This is a genomic window from Lysinibacillus sp. FSL M8-0134 (genome assembly GCF_038069745.1).
GTDB lineage: Bacteria > Bacillota > Bacilli > Bacillales_A > Planococcaceae > Lysinibacillus > Lysinibacillus irui.
Genome location: NZ_JBBPAJ010000001.1, coordinates 1,374,809 through 1,394,917 on the forward strand (window position 1 = coordinate 1,374,809; position 20,109 = coordinate 1,394,917).

Annotated in this window: 19 protein-coding genes; 18 read left to right on the forward strand and 1 reads right to left on the reverse strand. The window is 38.8% G+C overall.

The window, feature by feature from the left end:
• Positions 1 to 15: 15 nt before the first annotated feature.
• The 7 genes from MKY49_RS06725 to MKY49_RS06755 all read left to right on the forward strand — a co-directional run bounded on the left by MKY49_RS06725 (position 16) and on the right by MKY49_RS06755 (position 7,461).
• Complete coding sequence (locus MKY49_RS06725) at positions 16 to 1,047, forward strand: helix-turn-helix domain-containing protein (RefSeq protein WP_274796328.1); 1,032 nt, start codon at positions 16 to 18, stop codon at positions 1,045 to 1,047.
• Complete coding sequence (locus MKY49_RS06730; RefSeq protein ID WP_313470743.1) at positions 1,048 to 2,490, forward strand: RecQ family ATP-dependent DNA helicase; 1,443 nt, start codon at positions 1,048 to 1,050, stop codon at positions 2,488 to 2,490. It begins immediately after the preceding gene.
• An 86-nt stretch (positions 2,491 to 2,576) separates the two neighbouring features.
• The gene (locus MKY49_RS06735) at positions 2,577 to 3,317 is read left to right on the forward strand and encodes a LysM peptidoglycan-binding domain-containing protein (protein WP_341385836.1); all 741 of its coding nucleotides are present in this window, start codon (positions 2,577 to 2,579) and stop codon (positions 3,315 to 3,317) included.
• 113 nt (positions 3,318 to 3,430) lie between these two features.
• Positions 3,431 to 4,186: a metallophosphoesterase gene (locus MKY49_RS06740; RefSeq protein WP_341385837.1), complete on the forward strand. Its 756-nt coding sequence runs from the start codon at positions 3,431 to 3,433 to the stop codon at positions 4,184 to 4,186.
• Positions 4,187 to 4,299: 113 nt separating this feature from the next.
• Positions 4,300 to 5,265, forward strand: coding sequence for a YpdA family putative bacillithiol disulfide reductase (locus MKY49_RS06745; RefSeq protein ID WP_274796332.1), 966 nt, complete (start codon positions 4,300 to 4,302; stop codon positions 5,263 to 5,265).
• A 59-nt stretch (positions 5,266 to 5,324) separates the two neighbouring features.
• Complete coding sequence (locus tag MKY49_RS06750) at positions 5,325 to 5,885, forward strand: glycerol-3-phosphate acyltransferase (protein WP_341385838.1); 561 nt, start codon at positions 5,325 to 5,327, stop codon at positions 5,883 to 5,885.
• A gap of 4 nt (positions 5,886 to 5,889) precedes the next feature.
• Entirely contained in the window at positions 5,890 to 7,461 is a 1,572-nt protein-coding gene (locus MKY49_RS06755) for an aminotransferase class V-fold PLP-dependent enzyme (RefSeq protein WP_312505664.1), read from the forward strand.
• On the opposite strand, the gene MKY49_RS06760 is transcribed toward MKY49_RS06755, so the two are convergent.
• Positions 7,441 to 8,409: an asparaginase gene (locus MKY49_RS06760; RefSeq protein ID WP_274796335.1), complete on the reverse strand. Its 969-nt coding sequence runs from the start codon at positions 8,407 to 8,409 to the stop codon at positions 7,441 to 7,443. The two genes, MKY49_RS06755 and MKY49_RS06760, sit on opposite strands and share 21 nt — an antisense overlap.
• Positions 8,410 to 8,493: 84 nt before the next feature.
• On the opposite strand from MKY49_RS06760, the gene prsW reads away from it, so the two are divergent.
• The 11 genes from prsW to spoIVA all read left to right on the forward strand — a co-directional run bounded on the left by prsW (position 8,494) and on the right by spoIVA (position 20,098).
• On the forward strand, positions 8,494 to 9,168 hold the full coding sequence (gene prsW / locus MKY49_RS06765) for a glutamic-type intramembrane protease PrsW (RefSeq protein ID WP_004232588.1): 675 nt from the start codon (positions 8,494 to 8,496) through the stop codon (positions 9,166 to 9,168).
• A gap of 99 nt (positions 9,169 to 9,267) precedes the next feature.
• Positions 9,268 to 10,077 carry a spore cortex-lytic enzyme gene (gene sleB / locus MKY49_RS06770; protein ID WP_274796336.1) on the forward strand — a complete coding sequence of 270 codons (810 nt, stop codon included), beginning with the start codon at positions 9,268 to 9,270 and terminating at the stop codon, positions 10,075 to 10,077.
• Between the two features lie 15 nt (positions 10,078 to 10,092).
• Positions 10,093 to 11,376, forward strand: a complete 1,284-nt coding sequence (locus MKY49_RS06775; protein WP_341385839.1) for a PepSY1/2 domain-containing protein — start codon at positions 10,093 to 10,095, stop codon at positions 11,374 to 11,376.
• Between the two features lie 86 nt (positions 11,377 to 11,462).
• Positions 11,463 to 12,122 (forward strand): flagellar brake protein, encoded by a 660-nt coding sequence (locus tag MKY49_RS06780; RefSeq protein ID WP_274796338.1) that lies wholly within the window; start codon positions 11,463 to 11,465, stop codon positions 12,120 to 12,122.
• A 95-nt stretch (positions 12,123 to 12,217) separates the two neighbouring features.
• Positions 12,218 to 12,892: a (d)CMP kinase gene (gene cmk, locus MKY49_RS06785; protein WP_274796339.1), complete on the forward strand. Its 675-nt coding sequence runs from the start codon at positions 12,218 to 12,220 to the stop codon at positions 12,890 to 12,892.
• 102 nt (positions 12,893 to 12,994) lie between these two features.
• Positions 12,995 to 14,131 carry a 30S ribosomal protein S1 gene (rpsA, locus tag MKY49_RS06790; protein WP_274796340.1) on the forward strand — a complete coding sequence of 379 codons (1,137 nt, stop codon included), beginning with the start codon at positions 12,995 to 12,997 and terminating at the stop codon, positions 14,129 to 14,131.
• 718 nt (positions 14,132 to 14,849) lie between these two features.
• Positions 14,850 to 16,160 (forward strand): ribosome biogenesis GTPase Der, encoded by a 1,311-nt coding sequence (gene der / locus MKY49_RS06795; RefSeq protein WP_274796341.1) that lies wholly within the window; start codon positions 14,850 to 14,852, stop codon positions 16,158 to 16,160.
• Positions 16,161 to 16,267: 107 nt separating this feature from the next.
• Complete coding sequence (locus MKY49_RS06800; protein ID WP_274796342.1) at positions 16,268 to 17,284, forward strand: NAD(P)H-dependent glycerol-3-phosphate dehydrogenase; 1,017 nt, start codon at positions 16,268 to 16,270, stop codon at positions 17,282 to 17,284.
• Positions 17,285 to 17,508: 224 nt separating this feature from the next.
• Positions 17,509 to 17,721: a DUF2768 domain-containing protein gene (locus tag MKY49_RS06805; protein WP_155590613.1), complete on the forward strand. Its 213-nt coding sequence runs from the start codon at positions 17,509 to 17,511 to the stop codon at positions 17,719 to 17,721.
• A 23-nt stretch (positions 17,722 to 17,744) separates the two neighbouring features.
• A complete protein-coding gene (locus tag MKY49_RS06810) occupies positions 17,745 to 18,527 on the forward strand; it encodes a hypothetical protein (RefSeq protein ID WP_274796343.1) in 783 nt (260 codons plus the stop codon).
• Positions 18,528 to 18,619: 92 nt separating this feature from the next.
• Entirely contained in the window at positions 18,620 to 20,098 is a 1,479-nt protein-coding gene (spoIVA, locus tag MKY49_RS06815) for a stage IV sporulation protein A (RefSeq protein ID WP_274796344.1), read from the forward strand.
• The last annotated feature ends 11 nt before the right edge of the window (positions 20,099 to 20,109 follow it).

The following is a 20,109-nucleotide window of genomic DNA, read 5'->3' on the forward strand; positions in this document are numbered from 1 at the left end:
GAGGAATTTGCGTCAATGTTTCATCAAATTTTATTGCAAATCTTTCAAAAACTCAATAATGAACGTACAATTTCGGCTGCCTATCATGTTTTAAGAGGTAAGCGCTCAGGCCAGACAATTCAAGATATTGGCCTTTTTCAGTTACATTCATATTTTGGCTTATTACCAAAACTACCTCGTGCTACATTTGATGAGGCTGTTACATTATTTATGCAATATAGTTGGTTAAAAGTGCAGGAATCTGGTCATTTCTACATGGAAAAGCTAGGATTGCAGCGAGCCCAACAAACACCGAGCTTTTTCTTTGATGGCTGGCATTATCGTGGGAATGAGCATGTTTTTTTTGCCCGGCTATCTTTAATTGTCCAAAGTTTGTCACATCAAGCTGCAGCAGTTCGTTCTTTTTCTCCCATCAGTAGAGATCCAGCGATACAAGCATGGGTGCGGTCATTTTTACAGGGGCACCATTACAAAGAAGGGCATTTACAGCAACAATTATTAGTAGAATGTACAAATGTACTTAACATTCTTCCTATTTCAGATGCTAATAAGCAGCTAGTTCTATACCGTTTAAGCGGTCATCGATTACCTGGTTGGACGTGGCAACAGCTTGCGGATGAACGAAAGGAATCCGTGCTTGATAGTCAGTTAGCTTTTATTGAAACACTACATATATTATTAAATGAAGTGCATCAAACAAATAATGATTATCCTTTACTTGGGCAAATAGCAGAAGGATTAAAAGTGAAAATATTGTTAACCGATTCTGCACAACAAACAGCACAATTATATGAACAAGGCTATTCAATAGAGCAAATTGTACAATTGAGGAAGTTAAAACAAAGTACAATAGAGGATCATTTTGTGGAATTAGCAATGTATGAACCGAACTTTTCTATTGGACCATTCGTCTCATATGAAGAAGCACAAAAAGTTTGGCAGGCGTCGGCGCAATATCAAACAAAAAAATTAAAAATATTACATGAAGCTTTAAATGATATGAGTTATTTTCAATTAAGGCTTGTCCTTGCGAAAGGAGAAGTTTAAATGGAACTTGAACAATTATTGCAAAAGCATTTTGGTTATTCATCCTTTCGACCAGGGCAGAAAGAAGTCATTGAAGCTATACTGGAGGAACAAGATGTTATTGCGTTATTACCAACAGGAATGGGGAAATCACTTTGCTATCAGCTCCCAGCCTATACGTTAGAGAAGCCGGTATTAATTGTTTCGCCATTGCTCTCATTAATGCAGGATCAAGTGGAGGAACTGAAACGTTTCGGGGAAAAAAGGGTTGTTGCACTAAATTCCTTTTTAACCGTCACGGAAAAACGCTATGTGCTACATTATTTAGAACAGTATCGCTTTATTTTTACATCACCAGAGATGCTCCTTCAACAGCAGGTACAAGAAAAACTAGCACACATAAAGCTAGGATTAATTGTAGTAGACGAAGCGCATTGTATCTCACAATGGGGATTTGATTTTCGGCCGGATTATTTACGCATAGGTGAATGGTTTTCGAGGGGAAATCGTCCACCAATCTTAGCGTTGTCAGCAACAGCAACGAAAAAGGTTGTTCAAGATATTAGGGAGACCCTATCACTTAAGGCTCCATTTGAGTTTATGTATAATGTGGACCGACCAAATATTCATTTAGGTCGCATTGTAGTAGAGGATAAGGCTGATAAATCTAAGTGGCTCATGCAACATATTAAAGAAACGGCAGGCCCAGGTATTTTGTATGTTTCCTCTCGTAAACGTGCGCAACAATACAGCGAGGCCCTTTTACAAGCCGGTATTCGGACTGCTGCATACCATGCGGGCTATGGTGCAGAGGACCGTCAGTTTATCCAACAACAGTTTATAGATGGTGAACTGGATTGGATAGTAGCAACAAATGCTTTCGGCATGGGGATTAACAAACTAGATATACGCCAAGTAATACATGAATCTATGCCTGGCAATATTGCGAATTATATGCAGGAGATTGGACGTGCCGGTCGAGATGGTCATTCTGCGCTTGCCATTTTACTGTATAGTGATGGAGATGAAGAGCAGGCGAAATTTGTTGTGACAGGTGATTTGCCGACACCTCACCATGTTGATCGCTACCAGGAATTACTTAATCAGCAAATCCAGCCAGCACAAATGCTAAAGAATGGCGAGTTGAGTGAGACAGCCTTTCGAGTGTTGGACTACTGGATTCAACAAGAATCTACGGAACAAGTAAAGGCCCGACTAAATCATTTAGCCCTAGAGAAGTACCGTGCAGTGGACGAAATGCTTAAAATCATTCAGACAAAAGACTGTATTCGTGAACATTTAGTCGGGTATTTTGGGCAAAAATTGCAGAAAAGGCCGGAAAACTGTTGTGAAAATTGTGGAATCCATTATGATGAAATCAAGAAAACACGCTTACAAGAAGATAAGAAAATGGAAATGATGTCATGGGAAAGTCGATTGCAGCAACTTTTAATGGGTATTTAGACTAAAACTGACGGTCATTTACTTTTTTCGTAAAATTCGTCATAATAGAAATGATAGAAAGCGTAGTAAGGTTGGGGGAAAGGCGAATGAATAAAGAAGATTATCGCGATAAAATAGAAGAGCATCGTCAATCATTTGAAGATGAACAAAAAGAGCAGTCTTTATCGAGAGTTTCCAGAATGAACAAAAATGGCAATAAAAACAAAAAGCCAAATAATTCAAAACGAAAAACACCATTAATGACAATTCTTTTTGTTATTTTTATCCTTATTCCATTAACGATACTCATTTATTTTTGGAAGTTTTATGAACCAGGAAAAACGATTGAACAAGCTGAGAAGGATACAGCAGAACAGGTCGTCGAATTAGATCCTTCAGAAGCATCTGCATCAAATCAAGATAAAAAGGATCAAGACGGTCAGGCTGATAAAAAAGCTCAGGAGCAATCTCAAAAAGATGCAGATAAACTAGCGGCTGAACAAAAGGCCGCGGAAGAAGCGAAAAAAGCGCAAGAGGCTAAGAAGGCTGAAGAAGCGAAAAAAGCCGAAGCAGCTGAAAAAGCCGAAGCAGCAAAACGAGCTGAGGAAGCTAGAATAGCTCAACAACAGGCGGAGGCTGCGAGAAGAGCCGAAGAGGCTAAAAAAGCCGAAGAAGCAAAACAAAATGCTAAAGCAAGTACACATACTGTAAAAGCAAATGAGAACTTATACCGCATTGCATTAAATCATTATGGCGATGGCAGTGAAGCGACATTAGCAAAAATTCGCGCAGCCAATGGCATGTCTTCGAATACTGTCATGGTTGGTCAAGTAATAAAACTACCTTAATGTATAAAATAACAGACAAACGTTCACACCAAAACGTATGTCTGATTTAGCAAAAAGGCGATTCGTTTGTTAAGAAGAATCGCCTTTTTGCTGTCGTAAGGAGAAGTGAGGGAATGCTATATTTAGGGCTATTGCTATTAATAGCTATTGCCTTTCTACTTTATATGTGGAAGGTAGCGCATGAAAACAATGTTTTGCATCACCAGCTAACATTACAGGGTGAGCAGGAGAAGGTACGATTATTTTTTATTTCAGATGTTCATTTGCGTAAAATAAATAAGAAAATGATTGACCGGTTAGAGGGCCATTTTGATGCTGTCATCATTGGTGGGGACTTTGCAGATAGTCGTACACCCATTGCACGAATTCATGAAAATTTACAATTAGTAACTTCTATCGGACCAACCTACTTTGTTTGGGGGAATAATGACAGAGAAGTTGGAGAGGAAAGGCTGAAGGCCATTTTACAAGAGCACCAGGTTCAAATCATCGTTAATGATGCTGTGCTACTTCCCACCAAAAATCGCTTTTGGCTAAGTGCCATTGAAGATACAACGGTGAAGGAATATAGTTTTGAAAAGGCCTTTGCGAAGGTTGGAGAGCAGGATTTGGTTGTTTTTATCGCTCATAATCCAGGTGTTTTTGCCAAAGTTCGTGCAAAGTTCCATGCTGATTTAATGATGGGAGGGCATTTACATGGGGGGCAGATTCGATTCGGTCCCTATGGTGTACATCCAAATGGTTCTTATCGAGAGCGAGATGGTGTCATGACCTTAGTTAGTAATGGCTATGGCACGACATTAGTACCTTTCAGACTAGGTGCTAAGCCGCAATGTCATATTATAGATATTGATATTGCGAGTAAATAACCAACCAAAATCTGTGAGAAGGCGTATAATAAAAAGATATCATCTATTCTATGATGATGTGAAAGCATGGAGCAGCAAATTGTGCTGGTCCAATTCGATTGGAGTGTCAAGAAATGCAGCAAGCAGATGCAATTATTGTTGGAGGAGGCCCTTGTGGTTTAGCAGCAGCAATAGCTTTGCAAAATATTGGATTACAACCTATTGTGATTGAAAAAGGAAATATCGTAAATGCTATTTATCATTATCCAACACATCAAACATTTTTTAGTACAAGTGAGCGTTTAGCAATTGGTGACGTACCCTTTATTATTGAAGGACGTAAACCAAAACGCAACCAAGCATTGGTCTACTATCGTGAAGTTGTCCGTTTAAAAAATATACAGGTTAATCGCTTTGAAAAAGTACAAAGTGTTGTGAAAAATAAGGATATGTTTACGGTTACTTCCGATAAAGATACGTATGAAACGCCGTATGTTGTCATTGCAACGGGTTACTATGATCACCCAAATTATTTAAATATCCAAGGCGAACAGTTACCGAAAGTATTCCATTATTTTAAAGAGGGTCATGAATTTTTCGATACAGATGTTCTAGTTATTGGTGGTAAAAATTCAGCTGTGGATGCAGCTTTAGAATTGAATAAAGCGGGTGCCCGAGTAACGGTTGCCTATCGAGGAAGTGAATATTCTTCAAGCATCAAACCTTGGGTATTACCTGAATTTGAAGGGGTAGTTAAAACAGGGGAAGTTGCTATGCATTTTAATACGAATGTGTTAGAAATTCGCGAGCATGAGGTTGTTTTAGAAATAGATGGTCAAGAGCAAATAATCAAAAATGATTTTGTTTTTGCCATGACTGGCTATCATCCAGATCACTCCTTTATTAAAGCAATGGGAGTAGAAATTGATGAAGAAACAGGGCGTCCTTATGTTACCCCAGAAACGATGGAGACTAATATCGAAGGATTATTTATTGCGGGCGTCATTGCAGCTGGGAATAATGCAAATGAAATTTTTATCGAAAATGGGCGTTTTCACGGAGAATGTATCGCTCAAATTATCGAGCAAAGAAGAAAATAATGAAATGGGCTGTATAGGCAATGTAGCTTATACAGCCTTTTTAGCAAGGAGGGCCTTTTTTGTTTGGGTGGTACTGGCTATTCAGTTATATAATAGGAAACTTTATGACGGCCTATTTCGTTGGAAAGATATATAAGGTTAATTTACAGCAAGAGCGCAGTAAAAACTTAGGTGCTCGAAATGCAGGAAGTGTTATTGGAAAAGCGGCCTTTATTTGGACTTTGCTCGGGGATTCACTGAAAGGTGTGCTAGTAGTCGGATTAGGCCATCTGTGGCATTTGGATGAATGGATCATTATTGGGGGTGCTGCATGGGTTATTGTGGGGCATCTATTTCCTATTTGGTTGAAATTTAATGGGGGAAAAGGTGTGGCTACTTTTATTGGTATAGGTCTCGCTCTATCTCCGAGCCTATTTTTTTGGATGATTATAGGAACTGCGTTTGTGATGGTTTTTACAAGAAGTTTGACACTTGGCATGGTCGGGGGCTTTATATTCTATGTCGGTGCAATCATTCTTGCAGGGAAACTAGAGCTCTATAGTCTGTTAGTCTTAGCCATTGTATGTATGCTCATCAAGCATAGGTCTAATATTCAGGAGTCGTTGACAAGAGGGAAGTGAAGAGATGTATTGGTGTAAAATTGCACAAACGAATGAGGAATTTGAGGCCATTGCCCAACTGAATTATGAGACTTTTGTAGAAGAAATTCCACAGCATAAACCAAATGCGACAAGAAAAAAAGTTGACCGATTTCATCAACAGAATACGTATGTTGTCGTGTACAAGGAAACAGAACTAATTGGAATGTTGGCATTTAGAGATCAAAGACCATTTTCCATAGATGAAAAAATTGGTAAGGTTGAACAGTTTTTAGAGAAGGAAAATTGTGCTAAGCTATGTGAAATTCGCTTGCTTGCAGTAAAAAGAGGTTATCGGACAGGGCGTGTACTTCTAAAACTTACACAGGCCTTAAACACATTTGCCTACGAAAAAGGCTATACAGCGGCAGTGATTTCAGGTACAACTCGTGAAGAAAAGCTCTACCGACAAATGGGTTTTAGACAGTTTGCGCCAGCGGTAGGGGAAAAGGAAGCATTATTTTTACCGATGGTGCTTACTAGACATGAATTTGAGCAGTCACTACAACATAGACTATCTGCGGACCATTTTACTTTTTATCCAGGGCCTGTAAAGCAATTAGAGCAAATTGGTTATACAGATTTATCACACCGTTCATTACCATTTTATGCACTCTATGAACGTGTACAAAAAAAGTTACTGTATTTATCGAAAGCAAATCATGTTGGCATCATCGTTGGTACAGGGACGTTGGCAAATGAAGTGATGCTTGCGCAACTAAAGGAACAACAAGTTGGAAAAGGACTAATCTTAACAAATGGAGAATTTGGTGAACGTTTAAGAAAGCAAGCTATTCGTTGGTCATTACAATTTGATGTGGTAAGAAAAGACTGGGGGACAGCGTTTGATTTCGATGAAGTGGCGTCGCTGTTAGCAACAGGTTCTTATCAATGGATGCTAGCAGTACATGGCGAGACTTCTACAGGGACTTGTAATGATTTAGAAAGTCTTAGTAAGCTCGCCAAACACTATCAGGTAAAGCTGTGCATAGATAGTATCAGCACGTTCGGGGCCATGCCATTTTCTTTACAAGACTGCTATTTAGCAACTGCCGTGAGTGGTAAAGCTATAGGTGCATTAAGTGGGCTAGCTTTTGTTTTCTCTCAATCACTTGCACCATCATCTGCCACGCTTCCTACTTACCTAGATTTAGCTAATTACCAGCAAGGAGCCATACCATTTACGCTCCCAGCAGTGTTACTTGGCAATGTTGATAGGTCATTGCAAGCCTATCCAGAAAGGTATGAGCAACTACAGCAACGCTTTAAGGCATTGCTGAAGCTACCGATCATGCAGTATCAATATTCAACAGTTCAATATCCAATGTTGGTAACTGTTCAACTGCCGAGCACCTTTTCAAACTTACACATTGATTTAGCATTAAATGGACTATTCGTGCATGGTGATAGCCATTATTTACGTCAAAAGGGATTCCTCCAATTTTCGGTTATTCAACCAGATTTCGATGAAGCCCTCCAACGACTTGGCGAAATATTGAGCTACTATGAAAAGGTCATAAAGACAGAGACGTTGACTTTACAGGAAAAAGTCCTTTAAATTTAACGGAGAGCCTGTAGTATTAAGTCCAATTAATAATTTTAAACGTGCCTTTTGACCATTAATCCCTGTGGCAAAAATTGCGCCCAAATCTTCTAGCATTTTACCGCCGCCAACATAACCATAAACACCCTCTGCAATACCATTGAAGCAGCGGGAAACAAGTATAACAGGAATGTCTCGCTGTATAAGGCTTTCAATGCCCTTTACAACAGATGGTGGGACATTTCCTTGTCCTAAGCCTTCAAGCACAACACCATCATATTTACAAGCAAGCACAACATCAAGTAAATCTTCTTCCATACCGGCATAAACCTTTAACATTGCTACACGCTTTGATAAATTATCAACTTCTACATATTGTCTACGAATAGGTGCATGATGGAATAAGATACGTGATTTTGTAATCAATCCAATCGGTCCATACTGAGGGGATTGAAAAGTATTTACTGAACTTGTGCTTGTTTTTGTTGTATTAACCGCAAGATGAACTTCATCATTCATCACAACCAATACTCCTTTGTCACGAGCTTCATCATCAACAGCTACACGAACTGCCTCCACTAAATTATAAATGCCATCTGCCCCTAGTTCGTTAGATGAACGCATTGCACCTGTTAGCACGATCGGAATGGCTAAATTTGTTGTTAGCTCTAAGAAATAAGCAGTTTCTTCCAAAGTGTCAGTGCCGTGTGTAATGACAACTCCATCGATTTGCTGTGACATAATTTGTTCCATCATGACATGGCGTAATTGCAGCATTTCTTTCGGTGTAATATGAGGAGATGGAAGATTAAAAGCTTCTATTTCAATGATGTCTGCAAGGGATGCCAGTTTATTACTTTCCTTCATGAGTGGATTTTCTATATTTGGCATGACCGCTCCTTCAGCACTCATGGCCATGGAGATTGTGCCGCCTGTATGAATTAATAAAATTGTCTTTTTCATAAAAAATAAAATCTCCTTTTAAAAAGTTTTTTTGTCATTACATGGTATAATAATAGCAGTCTATTGTTGAAAGGAGCCGGCATCATGATCATTTTATTATCTGCTGCCATTGCTCCCGGTCTAGCGCTTTTTAGTTATTTCTATTTGCGCAATCAGATGGCTACGGAGCCAAGAAGAACTTTACTACAAACGTTTTTATACGGTGCATTCTTAACGTTCCCTATCATGTTTTTACAGTATGTATTAACAGAGGAAGGGGTATTTCGATATCTTTATCTTCAAGACGTCCTTTTTTCTAGTGTTATTGAAGAGTTTTTTAAATGGTTTGTTCTATTAATTGCCATTTACAATCATATAGAATTTGATGACCCTTATGATGGTATATTGTATGGTGCCAGCATATCACTTGGTTTTGCGACAATTGAAAATGTCCTTTATTTACTTTCTTTTGGCTTGGACACGGCATTCATGCGAGCCTTATTACCAGTCTCAAGTCACGCATTGTTCGGTGTCGTCATGGGCTATTACTATGGACGTGCTAAGTTTTCGAAGCTTGTAAAGACAAAAGAAATGATTGCAATGGCGCTTTGTGCACCTGTTGTACTTCACATTCTATACAATACAATATTATCATTCAAAGGTCACTGGGTTTATTTAATGATTCCTTTTATGTTGTTTTTATGGTGGTTTGGCTTGCGAAAAGTAAAGCTTGCCCATTACCATCTAGTTCAACATTTGCATATGCAAAAGAAAATTTAAAGCGTAGAAATCGTCAAAGATTTCTACGCTTTATTTCTTTATTAGCATGTATAAATTACTTCTTTTGTTTCAAGCTATAAAAAAAAAGGAGTGATAAAAGTGCGTTTAGTCAGCATACTTTTTGCTTTGATATTAGGAATTAGTATAATTGCGATTCCTCAAAATGATGCAATAGCTTTTAGTGACCAGCAAATTACTCGTGGTGCCTACGGAGATGATGTCATTGAATTGCAATCCAGATTACAATACTTAGGTTTTTATAAGAGTAAAATCGATGGCAAATTTGGCTATAACACATACTGGGCTTTACGTAATTTCCAAGAGAAATATGGTTTACCAGTAGACGGGATTGCTGGCGCAAAAACAAAGAAAGCGTTAGCAGGCTACTCTGATTATGATGAAAAATGGGTAAAAGCACAATTAAATGCGGGTAATCAATTTACTTATTATGGTGGCAAGCCACTTGATCAGCAGGTACAAAAAGGTACTGGTGGCGGTAATAGTAGTGGGAGCAGCAATAATAATGGAACTCAAACGCAAGTCCCACCAAAATATACAGAACGTGATTTGCAGTTAATGGCGAATGCTGTATATGGAGAGGCTAGGGGAGAACCGTATGAGGGACAAGTAGCAGTAGCAGCTGTTATTTTAAATCGTTTAGAAAGCCCCGATTTCCCTAATACAATTTCAGGTATTATATTCCAACCACTAGCTTTTACAGCAGTAGCTGATGGACAAATTTGGTTAGAACCTAATGAACGAGCAAAAGAAGCCGTTATTGATGCAATGAACGGCTGGGACCCATCTGAAAATGCGTTATATTATTTCAATCCAAAAACAGCAACAAGTAAATGGATTTGGTCACGTCCACAAATTAAACAAATAGGAGAGCATATTTTCTGTTCATAGAAAGGAGGAACATCGATGAAAACTTGGCTCGTGGTCTTAACGATTGCTGTTATTGGGTTAGGGGCATACAGCATAGATTTACATGGCGATAAAGAAGATTTACAACGTACCGTACTAGCGCAATATACAGATAAGTTAACAGATGCATCTGAAAAACTATCCCATCTCCAGCGGGCTGTATCACAATCCCTCTTGTTTCAAGACGAGCAGGCGATTCACAGTGAGCTAGACTCGGTTTGGCGCTTAAGCTCAGAAGTTCGTTCTTCCATTGCTAATATCCCGATTGGACAAGAACTATCGAATGAATGGATGAATTATTTAGGACGACTTGGCGATGAAGCAAAAAGAACAGCAAAAACAGGTGATTATGAGGCTTGGCGTGATAAGATGCCGCAGGTCTCCGCAAATTTACAATCCCTTTCTGATGATTGGACAGCTGCAACAGTTGATTTTTATAAGCATGATGGAAAAATGGATGTTTGGCTACAGCAAGTTGATAATAAAAATCCAAACACAAAATTTGATACTGTAAAAGATACGTTAAAAGGTTACGGAGAAAAGGATTTCCCGCTAACACTATCAGAATCTGATTGGCAGAAGAAAATCGAGTTAAAAGCATTGCAGGATGCTGTGATTACCGAAAAAGAAGCGTTAGAAAAAGTCAGATATTTATTCCCTGCCATTAAAGAAGCAACATTTACGGTCACTAAAAGTAGTGACACCGCACCGTATCCTTTCTATCACATTCAATTCCATCAAGGGATACGTTTAGGCTATGTAGATTTGACGGAAAAGGGAGGACATTTACTGTCCTATTTAGTAGAACGTCCTGTTGATGAAGCAAAGCTCTCACAAGAGGAAGTCCTCAAAAAAGCTCAGGAATATGTGAAGAAACTAGGCATGAAAGATGTGGCTTATGTGGAATCACGAGAAAATCATCAAGCATGGCATGTGACATTTGCCCGTGTACATCCTGGGGACAATGCGTTAATTTATGCGGATGGTGTTCAATTAAAAGTAGCGAAAGATACAGGTGAGCTGTTAGGTGCGAATGCAATGGAGTATATTCAAGAAGAGAATATTAAACCACAAACAGCGAAACCTATTGATTGGAAAACATTCTTCCAAGACGATATTCAAGTACAAGAGGTAAAAAATATTTATACAGATAATGGCCAATTTGAACAGCGACTTTGCTATGAGGTCATTGCATTACGTGACGGCAATACTCAGGAAACATTTAGAATTGTTATTGATGCGGAAAACCACAATGTATTAAAAGTGGAATATCTAACTTAATAATAAGAAAATACTACCAATTTTTATAGCCAAAATAAACTTCTCATGAGATAATTAAACCATATTTTTCGTACGAGGAGATGCTCATGGAAATAAAAATTGGTACACATTTACAACTTGAACCTACGTATACAGAGCAAGTGGAGAAATTCCGCTGTAAAGTTGTAGAGCAACAAGATCATATTCTTTATATTGATTATCCGATTAATATGGCAACGAAGAAAACAGCATTTTTAATAGATGGCTCAGAATTTAGAGCAACCTTTCGTACCGAGGATAAACAATCCTTTGCTTTTAATACAGAAGTAATTGGGCGTAAAGCAGGCAATATACCAATGATTATGTTGCATTGTCCAAAGCCCGAGGAATTTATAAAAATTCAACGACGAGAGTATGTTCGTGTTGAAACGCCAGTGGACGTTGCTATTCAGTTCAACGATTACAAGTATCAACTTGTGACTGTTGATATTAGTGCTGGAGGCTTGGCACTCATCTTGAAGGGAGAAGTAGCTTTCAATGATGGTGATGAGATAAAATTAACGATTGTATTACCTTTTGCGAATGGAGATGTCAAATACGTTATTACGGATGCAACAGTCGTGCGCATTTTTGAAAAAGACGATAAACGCATTGCGACCATTCAGCTAACGGATACAGATGATGTCGATCAACAGCATATTGTACGTTTTTGCTTTGAACGCCAATTAGTCAATCGTCGTAAAGAAGTGAATCCTTTCAATGTTTAATTTCCTTCATAATATTTTTACAAAGCCCTCTCCTAGCAGAGGGCTTTTTTGGGGTTATATGTTACAATATGAGGTGAAGAAAGTAGGGAAGAATAATGAAGAAAAACATTCAAATTGCGATAGACGGGCCTGCAGGTGCTGGTAAAAGTACAATAGCCAAAATAGTTGCTGAAGCACTTGGTTTTACTTATATCGATACAGGTGCCATGTACCGAGCAGTTACGTATAAAGCGATGCAACAAAACATACATTTAGATGATGAAGCAAAATTAGCAGAGATGTTAATGACTAGCACAATTGAATTAAAGCCATCTCCACAGGGCCAGCTTGTTTTTTTAGATGGTCGCAATGTATCGGCTGAAATTCGTTCAAATGAAGTTACTTCCTCTGTTTCTCAAGTAGCTGCCCATGCAAATGTTCGAGAGCTATTAGTTGCTCAACAACAAAAGCTTGCAGCTAATGGCGGTGTTGTCATGGATGGACGTGATATTGCTACACATGTTTTAAAGGATGCAGAGCTAAAGATTTTTATGTCTGCAACAGTAGAAGAACGTGCAAGAAGACGATTAATCGATAATCAAAAAAGAGGGATTGATTCTTCTCTTGAAAAACTTCAGGAAGAAATTGCGCTACGTGATAAAAAAGATAGTGAGCGTGAAGCATCGCCACTTATTCAAGCTGAAGATGCAATATTTTTAGATACAACAGCATTGTCCATTGATGATGCAGCACAAGCTATTTTAAAATTAGCAGAAGAAAAAATGCTATAAATCCTAAAATTTCAGACATTTTTTGAATTTAAAGGATTTATTTTTGTCTTTGTCTTCAATATCGAATAAAATAGTAAGGGAAGATGCGAAGGAGGGTTACATATGTCTGAAGAAATGAACTATGCAGAACAAACGTTTAACGAGGGTGATATCGTCAAAGGTATTGCAGCACAAGTTGATGAAAAGGCAGTATCTGTATCAATTCCAGGTGCACCGTTTGATGGTATTGTACCGATTAGTGAATTATCAAGCTTACACATTGAGAAAGCGTCTGATGTCATCTCTGTTGGGGATGAGTTAGAGTTGATGATTACAAAGGTAGAAGAAGAGAACTTTGTCCTATCAAAACGTAAAGTGGATGCTTTAAAAGCATGGGATACACTAGAGCAACAATTTGCCGCAGAGGAAATTTTCGAAGCGGAAGTAAAAGATATTGTTAAAGGTGGTCTTGTCGTAGATTTAGGTGTACGTGGCTTTGTACCAGCATCACTTGTAGAAGACTACTTTGTCGATAATTTTGAAGGCTATAAAGGAAAAACGTTAAGCTTTAAAATTGTTGAGCTTGATAAAGAAAAAAATCGCCTAATCTTATCTCATCGTGCAGTAGTTGAAGCAGAAAAAGCTTCACAGAAGAAAAATGTCATTAATCAAATTAAAGCTGGCGATGTATTAGACGGTAAAGTACAGCGATTGGCTTCATTTGGTGCATTCATCGACCTTGGTGGTATTGATGGGCTTGTTCATATTTCGCAAGTATCACATGAGCATGTGAGCGATGTGAGTGAGGTTTTAGCTGAAGGACAAGATGTAACAGTGAAAGTTCTTTCGGTGGACCCAGAAAATGAACGCATTTCATTATCCATCAAAGAAACAATTCCGGGACCTTGGTCAAATATCGAAGAACGCGCAGCTAAAGGCACGATTTTAGATGGCCGAGTAAAACGTCTAACTTCATTTGGTGCATTTGTAGAAGTATTCCCTGGTGTTGAAGGCTTAGTGCATATCTCTCAAATCGCCCATAAGCATATCAACACGCCACATGAAGCGTTAAAAGAGGGACAAGAAGTACAAGTAAAAGTACTTGATGTCAATGCAGAAGAAGGACGCTTAGCGCTGAGCATTAAAGAATTACTAGAAAATCCAGAAGCAGAAGAAGTGATTGACTACGAATTACCAGAAGAAAACACAGGCTTCTCATTTGGTGATGTAATTGGCGATCAATTAAAAAACTTTAAATAAAGTGCGGGGCGAGGATGCAAACATGCATCCTCGCTTTTTTGTTGGGGTGGAGGATAGAGCTTCTTAAATGATGGATAGAATTCATAAAGTAGTGGAAATAACTTAAAGTAGCGGATAGAACCTTCAAAGTGGCGGATAGAACTAATAAAGTGAAGGATAGAACTTGAAAAGTAGTGGATAGAGCATTCAAAGTGACGGATAGAACCCGTAAAGTGACGGATAAAACTTAAAGTAGCGGATAGAACCTTCAAAGTGGTGGATAGAACTTAAAGTAGTAGATAGAACCTTCAAAATGGAGGATAGAACCCAAAAAGTAGTGGATACAATCCATAAAGTGAAGGATAAAACTTAAAGTAGCGGATAGAACCTTCAAAGTGGTGGATAGAACTTGAAAAGTGTTGGATAGAACTTGAAAAGTAGTGGATAGAGCCTTCAAAGTGAAGGATAGAACTTAAAGTAGTGGATAGAATCCTCAAAGTGGCGGATAGAACCCCTAAAGTGTTGGATAAAGCCCTAAAATTGAACGATAGAATCCATAAAGTTCAGGATTGAATCAAAATACCTATATCCCCATTAAAGTACTGCTTAGACTCTTAAAAATAAATCCCGAGAGTGATGATTGCCATACATAGCGTTCTACTTTATGGATATGATATGATATAATGGCATTTTTCGTGTATAATAGCGAAAGACAAGAAGTTGGAAGGATGAAGTACAGATGACGAAACCAGTAGTAGCCATCGTAGGTCGTCCGAACGTAGGTAAGTCGACGATTTTTAACCGTATCGTTGGAGAGCGTGTTTCTATTGTGGAGGATATCCCAGGCGTAACACGTGATCGTATTTATAGTTCGGCAGAGTGGTTAACACACGATTTTAATATTATTGATACAGGTGGCATTGAAATAGGGGACGAGCCGTTTTTAGAACAAATTCGTCAACAAGCTGAAATTGCCATTGATGAAGCGGATGTTATTATTTTCATGACAAATGGTCGTGAGGGAGTAACGGCAGCAGATGAGCAAGTTGCTAAAATTTTATACAAAACAAAAAAACCAGTCGTATTAGCGGTCAATAAAATTGATAACCCCGATATGCGTGAAATGATTTATGACTTTTATGCACTTGGCTTTGGGGAGCCTTGGCCAATTTCAGGGTCACACGGCTTAGGCTTAGGGGATTTATTGGACGAATGTGCGAAACATTTCCCGAAAGAAGATGAAGAGCAATATGGCGATGATGTGATTAAATTCTCTTTAATCGGTCGTCCGAATGTTGGGAAATCCTCTTTAGTCAATGCATTCTTAGGGCAAGAACGTGTTATTGTAAGTAATATTGCTGGGACAACACGTGATGCGATCGATACGCCTTATGAATATGAAGGTCAGGAATATGTCATTATTGATACAGCCGGTATGCGTAAAAAAGGGAAGATCTATGAAACAACTGAGAAATACTCTGTTTTACGTGCTCTACGCGCCATTGAACGCTCAGATGTTGTTTTAGTGGTACTGAATGCAGAAGAAGGCATTCAGGAGCAAGATAAGAAAATTGCTGGCTATGCGCACGAGGCTGGAAAAGCTGTTGTGATTGTCGTGAATAAATGGGATGCGATTGAAAAAGACGAGAAAACGATGAATGTCTTTACACAGCAAATTCGTGAGCATTTCCTATTCTTAGACTACGCACCTATTATTTTCGTATCAGCCAATACGAAACAGCGTGTACATCAAATTTTACCGATTATTCAACGTGTAAGTGAGAATCATGCGATGCGTATCCAGTCATCTATTTTAAACGAAGTAATTGAGGATTCAGTGGCGCGTAATCCTGCGCCAACTGATAAAGGTCGTCGTTTACGTATTTACTATGCTACTCAGGTTGCGATTAAGCCGCCAACATTTGTTGTATTTGTGAATGAACCAGAGCTTATGCACTTCTCATATGAACGTTTCTTAGAAAACCGAATTCGCGAAACATTTGATTTTGAAGGGACACCAATACGTTTAATTACACGTGCTCGTGCTTAAATGAAATAGCGGTACACTATAATACGCCAACCTGACAAAATTGTTGGGTGGCGTCTTTTTACAAAAAAGAGCGTATGATAGACAACCCAGCAAAGGGAGGATTTTTAATGGAAAAAGTTTGTGTGTTAGGGGCAGGCTCATGGGGTACTGCACTTGCAATGGTACTAGCGGAAAATGGACATGATACGCTTGTATGGACACATAGAGCTGAACAGGCAGAGGAAATCAATAACCTGCATACGAATAAAAAATATTTACCTGAAACCGTTCTGCCAGCAAATTTACATGCGACAAGTGATATTGCAAAGGCGGCTATGCATGCAGAGACTATTGTTGTGGCTGTCCCAACAAAAGCTATTCGAGAAGTTTGCGAGAAATTGACGGTTGAATTAACTAGGAAAGTGTTGTTCGTCCATGTCTCTAAAGGGATTGAGCCGGATTCTTTAAAACGGATTTCTGAAATTTTAGCTGAGAGTTTGCCAGCTGAGTATGTGGAAGAGATTGTCGTTCTTTCAGGCCCAAGTCATGCGGAGGAAGTGGTATTACACCACCCTACAACGGTAACTGCTGCATGTGCCAATATAGATGCAGCAGAAAAGGTACAGGATTTATTTATGAATCAATTTTTCCGTGTCTACACAAATGAGGATGTCATTGGAGTAGAGATTGGAGGAGCATTGAAAAACGTTATCGCTTTAGCAGCTGGTATTACAGATGGCTTAAATTATGGAGATAATGCAAAGGCTGCACTCATTACACGAGGTCTTGCAGAGATTTCACGTTTAGGTGTAAAAATGGGTGGTAATCCATTTACGTTCTCGGGGCTAACTGGTATGGGCGACTTAATAGTAACTTGTACAAGTGTTCACTCTCGAAATTGGCGTGCAGGGAATCTGCTAGGGCAAGGGATGAAGCTACCGGAAGTTCTGGATCAAATGGGTATGGTTGTAGAGGGTGTACGTACCACAAAGGCAGCCTATCAATTAGCAGAAAAGTATGGTGTAGCCATGCCGATTTCCACAGAGCTTTATAGTGTGCTATTTAATGATGTTGAACCAAAAGTGGCGGTTGATGCATTAATGATGCGTATGAAAAAACGAGAAATAGATGATATGAAACATTAATGACAATTTTTTGATTAACTTTGTCATAAAATGGACATAAATGAGGTGTCTCAACGAATCTGTTGTGACGCCTTATTGTGTGCTATTAGTTGAATAGTGTGAGCAGCATAAAAGAGTTGTCCATTTCTTGATCGTTATGGGACAACTATTTCTTTTTAGCAGAGGCACATAGTATAATATACTTTGATTGTGTCTTGACATTGAAAGAAAGGTGGTTATTTGAAATGGGCCCGTTAGCTCATATGCCTGCACTAGATGTAATGTGGGTATCATTTTATTGCATCGCATTTATGATTATATCAGTCGGTTTAATTTATTTAGCTCGAAATAAAATTTCAAATGTATTTTTACGAACAATCGTAAATTTATGTGCATACATACTGTTTGGACTTGGCACATTTTTAATGGTACTAGTAGTTGCCACATGGCCAGCATAAAAATTTAATGAGGTGTCAGTAACATGAAAAAACTAAGTTCTTTTCTGTTGGTATTTGCAACCGCCATACTATTAGTAGGATGTGCGTACCCAGAAGACGAAAAAAGAGCAAAGGTCACGCCTGATGTCGACCAACTAGCTGCAGTTCAACGTGCTGTGAACGAATATCGTGAAGCAACTGGTGGGCTAGTACCGATTAAAAATAGTGAATTAGATACAGACATTTATATCAAATACTTGATCGATTTTCAAAAGCTTATGCCGAAGTATTTGACGACGATTCCTGGAAATGCCTATGAAAAAGGCGGGATATATCAATATATTATTTGGGATCCTGAACATGAAGCGACAGTCAAATTAGTAGATTTAAATGCGGCAGAGCGGATTCGTGAAATAGGCATTCGCAAATTATCTACACAATATTTACCGATAAAAGGTTCTTCATCTGACAATGTTTATCAAATTAATTATAAAGATTTAGGCTATAAAACAGATGTGACGGTGAAAAGTCCTTATTCTGGCGTCGAACTACCACTTTTTATGACGGGTGACGGTGAATTGCACGTAGATTATTCTGTGGATTTAGGGCAGCTTTTAAAAGAGGACAAGCCTGATGTGAAGCCTGGTGATGATATTCGCCAGCTACTAGTGGACAAATATCCCGTAGTGCCTGCTTATTCTATTCCTTATACTGTCGATAACAATGGGGAACCAGTTTATGATATGGAAACCTATAATGCAGATGTTCAAAAGGCCAAAGAGAGACAAAAACAAGAGGCAGAAGCTGCTGAAAAAAAAGAACAATAAGAAACAGGCTCCTTACATTTGTGAGGGGCTTTTTCATATTTGTCTACAAGCTTGCATATAGTGAAAAAGCGTAGATAAAGGAGGCAGAAACCTTGAGTGAAGCAGTATTTAGAGAAATTGCAGAGCGCACAAATGGCGATGTTTATATTGGTGTTGTCGGTCCAGTACGTGTAGGTAAATCAACATTTGTAAAAAAGGTAATGGAATCAGTCGTGTTACCAAACATTCTGGATGAGACGGAAAGAATGCGAGCACAAGATGAGTTGCCACAAAGTTCACCGGGGCCAGTCATTATGACTGCTGAGCCGAAGTTTGTGCCTGCCCAAGCAACACGTATTGTGGTCGGTGATGATGAGATGCCATTCCAAATCCGTTTGGCAGATTGCGTTGGTTATATTATCGAAGGAACGAAAGGCTATGAGGATGAAAATGGACCAAAATATGTTCATACTCCTTGGCATACAGAGCCGATTCCATTCCAGGAAGCAGCTAAAATTGGCACAGATAAGGTAATTCGTGATCATGCAAATATCGGTATTGTCGTAACCACTGATGGTACTGTGAACGGGATTAGCCGCCGTGCCGCAGAGAAGGCAGAGGAAGAAATTGTTGAGCAATTAAAAGAAATCGGCAAGCCTTTTGTGATTTTACTCAATTGCCAAATGCCAGCGAGAGAAGAAACGGTTCAGCTTCGCAATGAATTGTTTGAACGTTATAATGTACCTGTTATTGCTATGTCTATTGATCAAATGAGAGAAACAGATATTCAATATATTTTACAAGAAGCTTTATTTGAATTTCCGATTCGTACAATTGAGGTAGAAAAGCCAGATTGGCTGGATGTATTAGATGCCACGCATCCGTTGAATGTTGCGTTGATTGATTCAATGGAGGAAGTACTTTCGTCTGTGATGAAAATTAGAGACGTACAACAGGCATCAGATGCTTTTAAAGCGATTGATTTTATTGATCAAAGTGAAGTAGTTCATGTTGATGCAGGTGTTGGAACGGCTGTGATTCGTGTATCCTTACAGGGTGAATTATACAAATCGGTGTGTAATGAATGGCTAGAAGAACCGATTGAAACCAAAAAAGATTGGCTGCTCTTTATTAAAGAGGCTGCGGAGGCAAAAGAAGCACAAAAACGCTTTAAGAGTGCAATCCATGATGCGGATACGACAGGCTACGGCGTGACATTACCAATGATGCAGGAATTTGAGCCGACAGCACCAGAGCTCATTAAGCAAAATAATTTCTTTGGCGTTCGAATGAAGGCAAAAGCACCATCTTACCATATTATTCGAGTAGATATGGAATCAGAATTCGCACCGTTGATCGGCTCAGAGTTCCACAGTCAGCAACTACTTAAAGACTTAAATCATGCTTATTTACATGATCGTGAGGCATTATGGAATACGCAACTATTTGGAACTCCGTTACATGAAGTATTAAAAGAGGGTATACGCTATAAAATGGATGCTGTACCACCTACTGCCAAAAAACGGATGCGACAAACAATTGAACGAATGGTTAACGAAGGTGATAGAGGTTTAGTAACATTTATTTTATAGTAATAAAATTG